The sequence below is a fragment of the Streptomyces sp. NPDC059003 genome (assembly GCF_042740445.1).
GTDB lineage: Bacteria > Actinomycetota > Actinomycetes > Streptomycetales > Streptomycetaceae > Streptomyces.
Window position 1 is genome coordinate 1 of sequence record NZ_JBHYJH010000014.1, and the last position, 12,640, is coordinate 12,640.

Below are 12,640 nucleotides of genomic sequence, written 5' to 3' on the forward strand. Positions count from 1 at the left end.
GTCCTGGCCCGGCCCGGGCCGCGAATCAGTTCCTCACCGCAGAAGTGGGCAAACGCTTCGCAGCCGTTCAGTTCCGTCTCAAGAACACCGGAGAAGCCCCCGAACAGGGTGCTCCCGGCAACGGCAACGGCGCCGAAGTCGTGGACGGCGACGGCCAGCACTTCAGCGGGAGCCGCTATGCCCCCACCACGGCCGGACCGCCCTTCCCTGGTGCGGTCTCCGTATCCCCCGGAGACATGGCCCTCGGCTGGGCGCGGGGGCCGTGCGGCGGTGGCGGAGGTAGGAGGGACGACCCTCCGCCTCATGGCCGGTCAGCGGACGGCGCAAGGGCGTACGCCAGGCGCGCGGGCTCTGTCACGCATGCGATCGCACTACGGTGCGCCCCTGCGGCCGGAAACGACCGGGGACCGGTCGTTCGTCTCACGTGTAAGGCCCGAGCGGTCACGGCAGGGGAGGCCGTGCGGGCGTGGGGGGAGCACTGGCCATGGGGGAGTACGGGCCATGACGCGGATGGGACGTGCACGAGTCCGGCGGCTGTGGGGGGCGCTCTTGGGGGCGTTGCTGCTCATCGCTACGGCGGCGATGCCGGGCGTGGCTGTGGCCGGTGGTGACGTGGACCGGACCGTGGCCGGAGTCCGAGGGGAGTACGCGCAGGAGGCGTCCACCAGCGCCGGGACTCCCTCGGAGACGCAGCCCGTCCCGCAGCCCACAGACACCGGGACGGACGACACGGAACCGCCTGCGCTCGCCGACCCCTCACTGGCCCCGCAGGGCGCATCGGTGCCGCAGGGCGGGACCTTCACGGCGGTCGGCAGGGACTTCGACTGCTCCGAGGAGGCAGGGCTGGCGGGCCCGTTGACGTTCACCGTGCAGGGGCAGGAGCCGGTGCCCCTGACGGTCGACGACAGTGGAGGCTTCCAGCAGCCCGTCACCGTGCCGAGTGACGCCGCCCCGGGGCGGTACGAGATGACGGCGGTCTGCACGGCCGTGGCCGACGCGCCCACCGCGGAAGCCGTGTTCGACGTCGAGGAGGCGGCTCGGCCCGATCCGCGGATCTCCCTGTCACCCGGCTCCGGACGGCCGGGACAACAGCTCACCGTCGGGGGCACGGGGTTCTTGTGCGACGCGGGAGCGGGAGTGGACATCCTGTGGGACGGGCAGTTCGTCGCCGACGGCACACCCTCCGCGAGCGGGGTCTTCACCATCCCGTTCCGCGTCGCGTCCTCCGCCGCCGAAGGGGCGCACGAGGTGGCCGCGAACTGCCGGACCCCGGCAGAGGTCCGGGCCTCGGGGACCTTCAGCGTCGACCCGCCACCCGTCACCCAACGGCCGGACGACCCCCGCGAAGTAACCATCCACATGACCGGCTACCCGGCCGCCTGCGTCCGTGGCGCGATCGTCATCGGCGGCCGCCGGCTGAACACCTGGCTGGACGCGGACTCGTACGAGGGCAGTGCCGGGGAAGGCCGCTGGGAGCTGATCGACCTCCACGCCAAGATCCCGACGGACATGACGGGCCATCGGGACGTGGAGTTGGGGTGCCCTGGCCGGGGCCAGGAGAAGGCCGGTGAGATCACCCTGCCGCCGCCGGACCAGCTGACAGTCTTCGAACTGCCCATAGGGTCGACCCGGCACCCGGAGGGGAAGACGGGACCGATCACTCCGCCCCGCTCGAACGGCACCAAGGACCGGCATGGCGGCGGCGGTTCGCACGCGTCGACCGGTGGAGGCACCGGCGGGCAGGACGAGGACCAGGGCTCGGCTCCCTCAGCGGGCGACAAAGAGGCGGACGACGACGCGGACGAGAACGGCGGCAGCGACGCGCAGGGTCCGACCCGCGACGATCCCGCACTCGGTCTCGTCGAGGCCCTGCGCACCCCGGCCGATGTCTCGTGGGCGCTGAAGGACCTGGCCGGGTCGGTCGGCATGGCGGCCTGGTTCCTGGTGGTGGTCCTTCTTCTGGAGAGGGCCTTCCCCTCTCAGCTCGCCGACAACGCGATAGGCCGCTGGTGGCTTCGCCGCCGGGCGGAGAGGCGGGGCCGGCCTGCGAGGCTGCCCGGCTGGGCCAGGGTGTGCGGTTTCGCGCTCCTCGGTGGCTCTCTCGCCGTCTGGGCCGACGTCAGGACCGGACTGAGCCCGTCGACTGCGGTCAACACCGCGGGCGCAGCCGCAGGGATGCTGGTCATCCTGGTGACGTACGAGAAGACCAAGGACTCCCTGTTGCGCCCGCGCCGGGAAGGGATCCGCTCCGAGCTGCGGGTGGTTCCCGCGGGACTGCTGCTCGCGGGCCTGATGACGGCGATGTCCCGGTTCCTGGAGTTCCCGGTCCCGTACGTCTACGGCCTGATCGCCGTCTATATGGTGCTCGGCTCCCCCCGCCGAGGGTCCGGCGATCCCGACAACGGCTTGCCCAAGGGGCAGGCGGTCCTGATCGGGGGGATCTGCGTGCTGGCCGCCGTGGTCCTCCTCTGGGTGCTGGGCGCGCCCTTGCTCGACGCCGCCCGGACACAGAACGCCTCGCCCGGCAGCTTCCGGTACATGGTCGCCTACGCCTTGGGGCTGACGGTCGTCGCCGGTATCGAGGTGGTGGTGTTCGGCCTGCTCCCGCTGTCCGGCATGGACGGGCACAGCCTGAAGCACTGGAACAGGCCCGCCTGGTACGCCCTCTATCTGACCGGCCTGACCTTCTTCTTCCACGTCCTGCTGCACAGCCTCCACCCAGGGGTGGCCGGCAACCTCATGGTCGACGGGGACCTGCGCTGGTGGACCCTCTGCATAGCCACCGTCCTGTTCCTGGCGTTCGGAGCCGTCTCCTTGGCCCTGCGGTGGTACGTGGCGCGATACGAGCGGCGGACCCAGTCGGCCTGACGGGCCCGGGCCCGGGCCCGGGCTGAGCGGCTCAGGCGGGAAGAGCGGGCTGCTGGCCGTTGAGCAGAGCGGTGCCGAGGCGGGTGATGGTGTGGAGGACCGTGTTGCGGTGACGGTGGCTGTGGACGAGGGCGGCTTCGCGGAGGGCGGTGAGGTGGCGGCTGGCGTTGGGGGGTGTGGTGCGGGTGCGGCGGGCCAGTTGCTGGGTGGTGGCCGTGCCGTCCGCCACCGCGTGCAGGAGCTGTGCGCGGGTGGTGCCGAGCAACGTGGTGAGGGGCTTGTTGGTGTCGGCGGGGAGGGTGGGCAGGGCCCAGCCGGGGTCGTGGTCGATGGGGTAGACGAGTACGGGTGGCAGGCATGGGTCGAGGAGGCTGGTCACGTTGTAGCGGCAGAAGAAGGACGGCTGCAGGACCAGGCCCCGTCCGTGGAGATGCATCTCGCGGTCGACGGGGTAGTCGAGTTCCAGCACCGGATAACTCCAGCGCGCCGACGGGTGCAGGGTGCGGAACAGGGCTTCCCAGCCGCCCTGTGCGAGCAGTGTGGTGCGGTGCATCCAGTCGCGGTGCACCTGTGAGAGGACGCGGTCCCAATAGGGCGCCAGACAGGCATCGAAGTAGGTGTCCGCGGCGAGGGCGAGACGGCCCAGCGTCCCGGTGTCGCCTTCGGCGAGCTGGGTGCACCACGAGGGCAGGCGCAGACGGGGGTTCTGTCGGCGGAACTCGCGCAGATCGGCGCGGATCGTCTCGCGTCCGGTCGAGCGGAGCGCCTCGATCTGGGTGGCGCGCGAGGATCTTCGGGCGGGCGTCAGGAAGTCCAGGCAGTACCCCTTGGCCGGGGCGAGAGGGGAGAGGAGCCGGACTGCCGGGGGAATCCGGGGCAGGACCTGGCTCCGCCACGGCCCGAACACCACCCCGGTGTCCCGGCGCTGGAGCCGGTGCAGGCTGATCGACACCTCCCACAGCGCGTCGGGCTTGTCGCCGAGCACGGTGCGTGCCAGGTCGTCTCCGGTGAAGTGGACTCTCAGCATGGCCCCTGCCCCCGTGGCCCGGGTGTCTGTGCTGCTCCACTCCATGCTCCGGGGCCCGGCGGACACGGCACCAGACGCTTTTTGGGCTTCGGCCTCCCGGCGGGGGTACGGGCCTGTCGGCAGAGGTGCGGCTCTTCGGCAGGGGTACGGCCCTTCGGCAGGTGTACGACCTGTCGGCCTGGGACATTGCGTTCAGGCGCACGGAGATTCCAGCCGGTGGGAGCGCCGGTCCACACTGGGCTGCCAGGAGCCGACGAGAACGGGAACGGGATCAGACCGGAAACGGGGGGCAACACCGGTGGGCCGGTGGCGCCGATACACCGCACCACACAGTGTCGTTGCCGGGGCACCTTCCCGTTCCGCCGCCGCGGACCGGTCTGTCACGCGTGCAGGGCACCTGACCTGCACGGCAGAGCGGCTCGGAGGAGCGCTCCGTCCCGCGGGGAAACCGGCGGGGCCGCACCCGGACACAGCAGCACGGCCCCGGGCGGCCCCGTCGGCCGCGACCAGTGGACCAGTGAGGCCACGTGCGGGCGGACAAGGATCAAAAGGGGGACCCAAGAGTGCGTACACCGATGAAGGTGGCGGCAGTGGCCGGACTCGTCGCCCTGGCCGTCTCCACAGGCGCGGCCCTGACCGCGAGCCCTGCCGACTCGGCCACAGCGGCCTCGACGCAAGCGCGGGCCGAACCTCACTGCAACTACATCGACGACAGCGCCCGGCCCATCATCCGGGACGGCGCTCCCAGCCCACGCGGTGCCGTCCCCCAAGTGCAGTGCCTGATCAACACCTACAGCAACCAGAGCACGCAGCTCCCGGTGGACGGGATCCTCGGAGTGCGGACCCGCGCTGCGATCCGCTCCGTGCAGAGCTGCAACCAGGTGAGCGAACCTCCCGGGGTCATCGTGGGGCGTCCCACTTGGGAGGTCCTGTACAACCCCATCCCGAGCTGCGCGCGCCCACATCCGGCCCGCTGAAGGCTCAAGCGGGTGTCACGTCCTGCGACAGGAAAGAGGAGAAAATGCGAACTGCCTTAACGAAGACGCTCGTCAGTGCCGCGGCCATCGTCGGAATCGTCGCCGGGAGCCTGGCGGGCGCAACGGTCAGCTCCGCGGGATCCCCGCCGGCCGCCACACATGCGGCAAGCGCCCAGGATGTCTCCATCCTCGCGGTGAACAACCTGGGCCTGAACACGGCCCGGGCCAAGAACTGGCAGTGCTGGCTGCGTGACACGGGCTACAACCCCGGCGCGATCGACGGGCAGTTGGGCACCAACAGCTGGAAGGCCGCGCAGCGGAAGTTCAACGACCTGGGCCTCGGCGCCGGTACCGTCGACGGAATCGTCGGCCCCAACACGATCAGGGCGTTGCAGCGCTATCTGAACATCTTCGGCTACGGCCTCGACGTCGACGGGGCCGCAGGGCCGAAGACCCGGGCCGCGTTCTGGGACTTCAACGCAACCGGCTGCTGAGCCGGATCGGAGGCTGTTGCGGGTCTGGTCGGGCGGACGTTCGGCGACCCGACCGGACCGGCGACGTCCCCGAATCTCCGGAGTGCCGACGCAGCGTCGCGGTGGCGATGTCCAGGAAGTCCGGCACGGGGCCCGCGTAGCCGCTCTCCGGTACCGCCAGGCACGTTTCGACGGGCGGGGCGTCGGTGACCGTCAGGTAGACGAGGTCGGGGCGGGAGTACGAGTCCGCGACGCTGACCGGGACGAGTGCGATGCCCTGGCCGGAGGCGATGAGCTCGAACTTCTCCTCCAGCGAGGACGTCCGCCGCGTCCTGCCGTCCAGAAGCGGTTGACCGTCGAGATCAGCCAGCGTGAGGGTGTGGCAGCCGGCCAGCGGATGGGTCACGGGCAGGCACGCGACCTTGGTCTCGTGACCGATGGGGACGGTGCGCAGGCCCGAGTCGTCGAAGGGGCGACGGAGGTATCCGACGTGTACGCGGCCGTCGCGCAGCGGAGCGTCCCGTTCCCACCAGCGCAGCGGAAAGACGTCGATCTCGACCTTCGGATGGCTCGCCGTGAACGCCCGGATCGCGTCCGACACATGCAGACCGGGCGAGAAGCCGACGACGAGCCGCCGCTCGCCCCGCCGGGCTTCGTGCACGCGCCGCAGTGCCGTGTCCACCACCGTGGTGATCCTTGACGCTTCGTCATACAGCTCTTCTCCCGCGGGAGTCAGCTCGACGCTGCGCGTGGACCGTGTGAACAGCGGGCATCCCAGCTCCTGCTCGAACGCGCGGATCTGTCGGCTGAGGACCGGCTGCGCGATGAACAGGGCCTGTGCCGCGCGGCCGAAGTGCCGGTGCTCGGCCACCGCGACGAAATAGCGGAGCTTTCGCAGGTCCAGATCCATACCGTGACGGTATCAATGCGGCCCGAAGGGTATTGGACGCCCGGCTTGGACCGCGCGGAGACTTGCAGCGTCATCGCCACCGTCACTCCGGCCATGGACGACAGTCATGGGCGACAGTCGTGAACGACAGCTGTGAACGACAGCCGTGAACGACAGCTGTGCACGGCGACTGCGAACGACGACTGTGCACGACGACCGTGCACAACGCTTCACGACAGCAGCCCTGGCACCTGGCCCCGAGAGGAACCACATGAACAGCGCCCGCAAGACAGCCGTCATCATCGGGGCTTCACGCACCCTGGGCCTCGGGCTCGCCGCCGAGTACGTCCAGCGCGGCTGGGACGTCATCGGCACGGTCCGCGGCACCCGGCGCACCGGCCTCCACCACCTCGCCGAGACATCCGGAGGACGACTGACCATCGAGTCACTGGAGATGACCGAGCCGGAGCAGATCGCGGCACTGCGCGACCGGCTGGCACGGCACACCCTCGACCTGCTCTTCGTCAACGCCGCCATCACGCGCGGCGACATACCGATCGGCGAAGTGCCGACGGACATGTTCACCGAAGTGATGGTCACCAACGCGCTCAGCCCGATGCGTGTCGTGGAGACCCTCGGCCCATTGGTCGCGCCGACCGGGACCATCGGCGTCATGTCATCCGACCAGGGCAGCATCGCTCGGAACACCGAAGGCGGGCAGGACCTCTACCGGGCCAGCAAGTCCGCGCTGAACCAGTTGATGCGCAGCTACGCCGCCCGTCACGCCGACGACCCGCGGACGCTGCTGCTCATGGACCCGGGCTGGGTCCGCACCGAGCTCGGCGGACCCGACGCCGAGCTCAGTGTGGAGGAGAGCATTCCCGGGGTGGCGGAGACCATTGAGCGCCACCGCGGGAAGTCCGGCCTCCACTTCGTTGACCACGAGGGGCAGGTCGTGCCCTGGTAGGCCTGGGGTTCGCTGCGGGAGGGGGCGGGGTGGCGGGCCTTGACGTCGTACTCCCGTACTCCCGTACTCCCGTACTCCATCGCAGAGTTGCGGATGGCGAGAAGGCCGTCCTCAACTCTGCGATGGAGGCGCCGGTCCTACTTCAGGTGCCGGGCGAAGAACCGGTTCCCGTCCTCCGCCTCGAACCACGGGGTGCCGAGGTGCCCGCCCTGATTGGCGTGCAGCGTCTTCTCCTTGCTGCCGAAGGCGTCATACAGGTCCAGGGCCCGCTGCCGTGGGTTTCCTTCGTCGTCCCACTGCAACAGCATCAGCAGCGGAATGGTGACCTGTCGGGCCTCCTCGCGCTGGGCGCGGGGCACATAACCCCCGGCGAAGAACCCGGCGGCCGCGACGCGCGGCTCGGCCGCCGCAAGCCGGACACCGAGGGCCATCCACCCCGAGTACCCGACCGGACCCCCGATCTCGGGCAGCGCAAGGAGGGCATCCAGAGTGGTGCGCCAGTCCGGGACCGCCTTGTCGACCAGTGGGCCGACGAGGGACTCCAAGATCTCGTCGACCGGCTCGCCGGCCTGCATGGCCCGGCGGAGGTCGGCGCGGGCCTGCTCGTCGGCGGCTGAACGGGGCCGGTCACCGCACCCGGCGGCGTCGATGGTGGCCACCGCGTACCCGTACGCCGCGGACCGCCGGGCCCGGGCCACCAGCCGGGCGTCCCCCTTGGGCAGGCCGTTGTTGTGGGCCATCAGGATCAGCGGGGCCGGTGCGGCGGATGCGGGCGTCCAGAGGGTGCCGGGGATCTCGCCGAGGGTGAATTCGCGTTCGAGGACGCCGTCGTCGAGGCGCTGCTCGGAAGTGACGTGCATGGTCGTGCCTTTCGGGAGTGCGCTGGAACGGCGCTCCCGGACGACCTATTGCCCGACCGTGACCCCGGAGGGGAGCACCCATGTCGATACTGCGTTCACGGGTACCACCTCCTCGTTCTCTCGCACGGCCTCCGGAAAAGTAGCAGTGGCCGCCGTGGTCCGCCATCGGTTTTTCACGGCTCTAGCCGCGGACCTCGGACTCCGGGTCGGCGCAGACCGTCATATCGCCCTCCGCGCCTGGACCACGAACCAGTGCCGGTCGAGCCGGACGCCGCGGTCACTGCCGGCCGATGCCACATAGCGCTCGAACGGAACCTGGTCCGCCACCGTGTCGTAGTCCTCGAAGACCGGCACCTGGCGCAGGAACCTGTCGAGCTCCATCGGCGAGTGGTAGAACTCCTCGGTCCGGAAGTTCTTCTCCAGCACCACCGTGAAACCGGCCCCGGTGAGCTCCTCCACCACCTCGTCCATCACCGGCCTGCCGTCCCAGCGGCCGTAGAGTCGGCCCCGGCCGAAAGCCTCCTTCAGCTCGCGGAGGTCCGTCTCGCCGATGCCCATGTAGATCAGATGGCCGCCCGGCTTGAGCACTCTGCGGAACTCGCCCGGGAACAGCGGCCCGAGCCGGGACGTGAGCACGTCGAACACTCTGCCGGGCAGGCCGGTATAGGAAGCGTCGCGCCGCTCGAACCTGACGTTGCCAAGGCCCGCCTCCTCGCGCTTCCGTTCGGCGGACTCCAGCATCGACTCCGACGTGTCGATGCCGAGCGTGCCGCCGAACGCCGGGGCGATCCTCAGCAGGCTGCGACCGTCGGCGCAGCCGACATCGACCAGTCGGCGGTCCGGACCGCCATGGCCCCTCGCCAGCTCGTCGAACGCGGCCTCCGGATCACCGTCCGGGAAGACGTCCGTACGCAGGCCCCTGCTGGTGTATTCGCCGAACTCGTCGGCAATCCGTGAGTGGAATTCCGGGTTCATCATCACCTACGTCGGTTCGATCGATCCGCCAGAGAAATTGCTCGGAATCCGTTCGGCATGGTGATTTGAAGGGCGTGCGACCACCGACGGAAGAAACGTGACGGAAGAAATGTGTTGGCTGCCCGGTTGCGGGACGTTCAAGAAGCATGGTGGAGAGTGATCAACGGGCGATCCATATACGTTCAACGCGCGATCAATGCGGCGGCGTACGTGTCGCTCAGCTGCGGTAGTCGACCGGGCGGCGCCCGGGGCTGTCGTGGCGCGTGCCGCCTCGACCGCGGTGTCGCACGGCGCGGCCTCGCTCGTAGTGCCGATCCGGACCGGCCTGCCGCTCGCATAGTGCATGCCCGAAGAGGAGTTCTATTGACCGGAAACCCAGCCGAGCCGCGCGGCCCCTCTGGTCGCACCTGGGGGCGGGTGCGACCACGCCGAGGTTGTGTGGCCGGCATACGCGCCGTCTGCGCGCTACGCGTCACCCCTGGCTGGTTGTTGTGATGAGCTTCTTATCCTACTTACGGTGGCAAGGCGGATTTTCACTGCAGAGGGAAAGTCTGAAACCCCTCTTGTGGATCCGTACACGGCGCGCCTGTGAAAGTCACCGTCCCCAAAGAAAAAGGGAGTTCCACCATGACGTACGAGCGCCCAACCCTCGCCAAGGCCGGCGGTTTCCGCAAGGTCACGGGAATCAAGAACCACGGGCCCAAGGACATCCTCGGCGGCAAGCAGCTCCTCTGACGCGGGCGGCTCGTGACCGCTGCGCGGTACAGCTGACCGCCGTGCGGTGCGAACCCCGTCGTAGGCCTGCCGGTCACTGAACCGGCCCGGCCGTCGGGTGGCGGCGCCCAGCCGCCACCCGATCCCTTGGCCGTGACGTGTGAGCCCGCACTTCTGGACGCTGCCGACCGGAGGCCGTAGCCGTGGAAGAGTTCCTTTCGCTCCGAACCCTGCCCGCCTGGTTCGTCGTCCTTCCCGATGCGGAGGCGGCCGCCGCTCCGGCCGCCAAAGCGCTCCCCCACGCGAACCGGAGTCTGAGCCACGCCTCCGGCAGGCCCTGGCTGGTGGGCCGGTGGGCGCCCGAGACGATCGTCACGGCGCGGCACGGCGGCGTGCGCGTCGCCGTGATCGGGGAACATGCCGTCACGACGCAGGAGGCGCAACGCGCCGCCACCGCGGCCTTCGAGGCGTCCTCCCTCACGGCGCTCGACCGCTTCAGCGCCACCTGGACCGGCAGCTTCCACCTGATCGCCAGTTGCGACGGGCGGGTCCTGGTACGGGGCGGCGTCGTCGGTCTGCGGCGCGTGTTCCACACCGACCCCGCACCGCCGGGCCCCGGAGGCGTGAGCCTGGCGTCCGACCGGGCCGATGTGCTCGCCGAACTCGTCGGCGCCGAGTGGGACGAGAGCCGGCTCGCCCTCGAACTGCTCGGGTCGGTGCCGCACCCGCTCGCCGGATCCCCGATGTGGCACGGGGTGCAGGCCGTACCCGGCAGCCACAGCCTCACCCTGGACGCCCGCGGCCGGGCCCGGACGGCGTGCTGGTGGTCGCCGCCCGAACCCGGGATTCCCCTGGCCGAGGCTGCCGTACGACTGCGCGAGGCGCTGACAGCCGCCGTCGAGGTGCGCACGCGCGGACGCGATCTGGTGACGGCGGACCTGGGTGGCCTCGACTCCACCGCCGTGTGCTGCGCCGCGGCACACGGGAACGCGAAGGTCGTCGCGTACACCGCCGCCATCCACGACGAGCTCGGTGACGACGTGTACTGGGCGCAGCGGACCGTCCAGGCTCTGGGCACGGTCGAGCACCACGTCGTACCGGCCGAGGACGTGGCCATGACCTTCGACGGCATCGACGCGCTCGACGACCTCCTGGACACCCCCAGCATCCTCACGGTGGACCGCAACCGGCGCATGCACATCGTGGCGCTGGCGGCGGCGCGCGGCTCAGGGCTGCATCTGACCGGACTGGGAGGCGACGAACTCCTCGCCGGAACGCCCGCCCGGCTGCACGCCCTGGTACGGACCCATCCCTTCATCGCGCTGCGGCACATACGCGGGTACGGCGCGAAGTACCAGTGGTCGAGGGGGCGAACGGCGCGTCAGCTGCTCGACCGCAGCTCGTACGGGACCTGGCTCGGCCGGGTCGCCCGCGACCTGACCTCGCCGCCCGCCCCCGTGCAGGAGCCGCTGCTCGACTGGTCGATCCCGCCCAGGATGCCGCCCTGGGCCACCCCCGAGGCCGTCGAGGCGGCACGCGCCCTGCTCCGCGACCGCCTCCCCGACGTCCGGCCCCGGGGCAGGGACCACGGCGAACACCGCGAACTGGTCGCCATGGACGGCATCTCCCAGTGGACCCGGCACATCGGGCAGATGGCCGCGCCGCTCGGGATCACCGTGGCGGCGCCCTACTACGACGACCGCGTCATCGAGGCGTGCCTCGCCGTACGACCGCAGGAACGGATCACGCCCTGGCGCTACAAGCCGCTCATCGTCGAGGCCATGCGCGGCGTCGTGCCGGAGGCCAGCCGCACGCGCGGCACCAAGGCCAACGCCACCTACGAGGAGGAGGCGGGGCTGCGCCGCCACCGGGCCCGGCTGCTCGCCCTGTGCGAGGACTCCCGGCTGGCCCGGCTCGGGCTCGTCGACGAGCCGGTCCTGCGCGAGTGGTGCCGCCGCGCCCTGTCGGCGGAGACCGAGAGCTATCTGCTGCATGCGACCGTGGCCTGCGAAGTGTGGCTGCGCTCCCGGGAGATGACACCGTCCAAGGCCGGGCCTCCGGCCGGCCGAGAAGGGTGAGCCGATGTGCACGCTGAAGCCCGATGTCCTGCTCACCGAGACCGAGTACGGCATGGCCCTGCTCGACCAGAAGCGCGCCGAGTACTGGACCCTCAACCCCACCGCGGCCCTGGTCCTGCAGACCCTGCTGGACGGCCACGGCACCGAGCGGGCGGTGGCGAACCTGCTCGAACAATACGAGGGCGTGGACGCGAAGACGGCCGAGCGGGACGTCACGCGCATCGTGGCAGACCTGAGCTCGGCGGGCCTCATCGCCCCGTGAGCCGTACGCGCCGAAAGCGCCGCACAGGATCCGTCCGCAGAGAAGAGGAACTGAATGTCGACGCCGGAAGCGGTTCCCTACCACCCCCGTTCCGTCCCGCCGGGCCGCCGCGTCGCGGTCCGGCTGGTGGTGGGATGCGCCCACGCGCTGGCCGCGCTGCCGCCCGGCCGCATCCGGACCGTCCTCGGCCTGCTGCGCAGGGGAGCCCGGCCCGCGACACTCCCGGAGGCGACGCTGGCACGGGAGACGGTGCTCGCCGTGAGCCTGGCCGCGGGCGGGCACAGGGGATGCCTGCCCCGGTCGTTGGCCACCGTGCTGCTCTGCCGCTGCTCCGGCCAGTGGCCCACCTGGTGCGTGGGGGTGCGCACCCGTCCGCCCTTCGCCGCTCACGCCTGGGTGGAGGCCGAGGGCGAACTCGTCGGCGAGGGCGTACCGGCCGACTACTTCCAGCGCTTCTTCGCCGTGGAGTGAGGCCGTGACGGCCCGGCGCGACGACCCGCGGCGCACCGAAAGACACCGGTCCGGTCACCGCGCCCTCCTGAGCCATCTG

General features: G+C 70.6%; 12 protein-coding genes. 8 read left to right on the forward strand and 4 right to left on the reverse strand.

The genetic code is table 11. The annotated features are described in order from the left end of the window. The first annotated feature begins 510 nt into the window (after nucleotides 1-510). Nucleotides 511-2,868, forward strand: coding sequence for an FGLLP motif-containing membrane protein (locus ACFWZ5_RS08720; RefSeq protein ID WP_384785653.1), 2,358 nt, complete (start codon nucleotides 511-513; stop codon nucleotides 2,866-2,868). 31 nt (nucleotides 2,869-2,899) lie between these two features. Here ACFWZ5_RS08720 and ACFWZ5_RS08725 read toward each other — a convergent pair whose 3' ends face one another. Further along, the gene (locus ACFWZ5_RS08725; RefSeq protein ID WP_384785650.1) at nucleotides 2,900-3,895 is read right to left on the reverse strand and encodes an ArsR/SmtB family transcription factor; all 996 of its coding nucleotides are present in this window, start codon (nucleotides 3,893-3,895) and stop codon (nucleotides 2,900-2,902) included. A 563-nt stretch (nucleotides 3,896-4,458) separates the two neighbouring features. Here ACFWZ5_RS08725 and ACFWZ5_RS08730 point away from each other — a divergent pair. After that, nucleotides 4,459-4,872, forward strand: a complete 414-nt coding sequence (locus ACFWZ5_RS08730; RefSeq protein WP_384785647.1) for a peptidoglycan-binding protein — start codon at nucleotides 4,459-4,461, stop codon at nucleotides 4,870-4,872. 44 nt (nucleotides 4,873-4,916) lie between these two features. Further along, on the forward strand, nucleotides 4,917-5,366 hold the full coding sequence (locus ACFWZ5_RS08735; protein WP_384785644.1) for a peptidoglycan-binding protein: 450 nt from the start codon (nucleotides 4,917-4,919) through the stop codon (nucleotides 5,364-5,366). Here ACFWZ5_RS08735 and ACFWZ5_RS08740 read toward each other — a convergent pair. Further along, the gene (locus ACFWZ5_RS08740) at nucleotides 5,347-6,255 is read right to left on the reverse strand and encodes a LysR family transcriptional regulator (RefSeq protein ID WP_384785642.1); all 909 of its coding nucleotides are present in this window, start codon (nucleotides 6,253-6,255) and stop codon (nucleotides 5,347-5,349) included. The genes ACFWZ5_RS08735 and ACFWZ5_RS08740 overlap by 20 nt on opposite strands. Before the next feature lie 250 nt (nucleotides 6,256-6,505). Between ACFWZ5_RS08740 and ACFWZ5_RS08745 the strand changes: the two genes are divergently transcribed. Then, entirely contained in the window at nucleotides 6,506-7,201 is a 696-nt protein-coding gene (locus ACFWZ5_RS08745) for an SDR family oxidoreductase (RefSeq protein WP_384785639.1), read from the forward strand. 137 nt (nucleotides 7,202-7,338) lie between these two features. Here ACFWZ5_RS08745 and ACFWZ5_RS08750 read toward each other — a convergent pair whose 3' ends face one another. Both ACFWZ5_RS08750 and ACFWZ5_RS08755 read right to left on the reverse strand, forming a co-directional pair. After that, complete coding sequence (locus ACFWZ5_RS08750) at nucleotides 7,339-8,061, reverse strand: alpha/beta hydrolase (protein ID WP_384785636.1); 723 nt, start codon at nucleotides 8,059-8,061, stop codon at nucleotides 7,339-7,341. A gap of 219 nt (nucleotides 8,062-8,280) precedes the next feature. Further along, the gene (locus tag ACFWZ5_RS08755; RefSeq protein ID WP_384785633.1) at nucleotides 8,281-9,039 is read right to left on the reverse strand and encodes a class I SAM-dependent methyltransferase; all 759 of its coding nucleotides are present in this window, start codon (nucleotides 9,037-9,039) and stop codon (nucleotides 8,281-8,283) included. Between the two features lie 624 nt (nucleotides 9,040-9,663). On the opposite strand from ACFWZ5_RS08755, the gene ACFWZ5_RS08760 reads away from it, so the two are divergent. From ACFWZ5_RS08760 to ACFWZ5_RS08775, 4 genes are all read left to right on the forward strand, one after another. Next, on the forward strand, nucleotides 9,664-9,771 hold the full coding sequence (locus ACFWZ5_RS08760; RefSeq protein WP_384785630.1) for a keywimysin-related RiPP: 108 nt from the start codon (nucleotides 9,664-9,666) through the stop codon (nucleotides 9,769-9,771). Between the two features lie 182 nt (nucleotides 9,772-9,953). After that, entirely contained in the window at nucleotides 9,954-11,828 is a 1,875-nt protein-coding gene (locus tag ACFWZ5_RS08765; RefSeq protein WP_384785627.1) for a lasso peptide isopeptide bond-forming cyclase, read from the forward strand. A gap of 4 nt (nucleotides 11,829-11,832) precedes the next feature. Then, nucleotides 11,833-12,090, forward strand: coding sequence for a lasso peptide biosynthesis PqqD family chaperone (locus tag ACFWZ5_RS08770; protein ID WP_384785624.1), 258 nt, complete (start codon nucleotides 11,833-11,835; stop codon nucleotides 12,088-12,090). A gap of 54 nt (nucleotides 12,091-12,144) precedes the next feature. Then, nucleotides 12,145-12,561 carry a lasso peptide biosynthesis B2 protein gene (locus ACFWZ5_RS08775; protein ID WP_384785622.1) on the forward strand — a complete coding sequence of 139 codons (417 nt, stop codon included), beginning with the start codon at nucleotides 12,145-12,147 and terminating at the stop codon, nucleotides 12,559-12,561. The last annotated feature ends 79 nt before the right edge of the window (nucleotides 12,562-12,640 follow it).

What these genes read in the sequence shown, in the direction of transcription:
- ACFWZ5_RS08760 (WP_384785630.1), top strand. Translation starts at nt 9,664, where the DNA reads ATGACGTACGAGCGCCCAACCCTCGCCAAGGCCGGCGGTTTCCGCAAG.
- ACFWZ5_RS08755 (WP_384785633.1), bottom strand. Translation starts at nt 9,039, where the DNA reads ATGATGAACCCGGAATTCCACTCACGGATTGCCGACGAGTTCGGCGAA.
- ACFWZ5_RS08740 (WP_384785642.1), bottom strand. Translation starts at nt 6,255, where the DNA reads ATGGATCTGGACCTGCGAAAGCTCCGCTATTTCGTCGCGGTGGCCGAG.
- ACFWZ5_RS08770 (WP_384785624.1), top strand. Translation starts at nt 11,833, where the DNA reads ATGTGCACGCTGAAGCCCGATGTCCTGCTCACCGAGACCGAGTACGGC.
- ACFWZ5_RS08775 (WP_384785622.1), top strand. Translation starts at nt 12,145, where the DNA reads ATGTCGACGCCGGAAGCGGTTCCCTACCACCCCCGTTCCGTCCCGCCG.
- ACFWZ5_RS08720 (WP_384785653.1), top strand. Translation starts at nt 511, where the DNA reads ATGGGACGTGCACGAGTCCGGCGGCTGTGGGGGGCGCTCTTGGGGGCG.
- ACFWZ5_RS08725 (WP_384785650.1), bottom strand. Translation starts at nt 3,895, where the DNA reads ATGCTGAGAGTCCACTTCACCGGAGACGACCTGGCACGCACCGTGCTC.
- ACFWZ5_RS08750 (WP_384785636.1), bottom strand. Translation starts at nt 8,061, where the DNA reads ATGCACGTCACTTCCGAGCAGCGCCTCGACGACGGCGTCCTCGAACGC.
- ACFWZ5_RS08745 (WP_384785639.1), top strand. Translation starts at nt 6,506, where the DNA reads ATGAACAGCGCCCGCAAGACAGCCGTCATCATCGGGGCTTCACGCACC.
- ACFWZ5_RS08735 (WP_384785644.1), top strand. Translation starts at nt 4,917, where the DNA reads ATGCGAACTGCCTTAACGAAGACGCTCGTCAGTGCCGCGGCCATCGTC.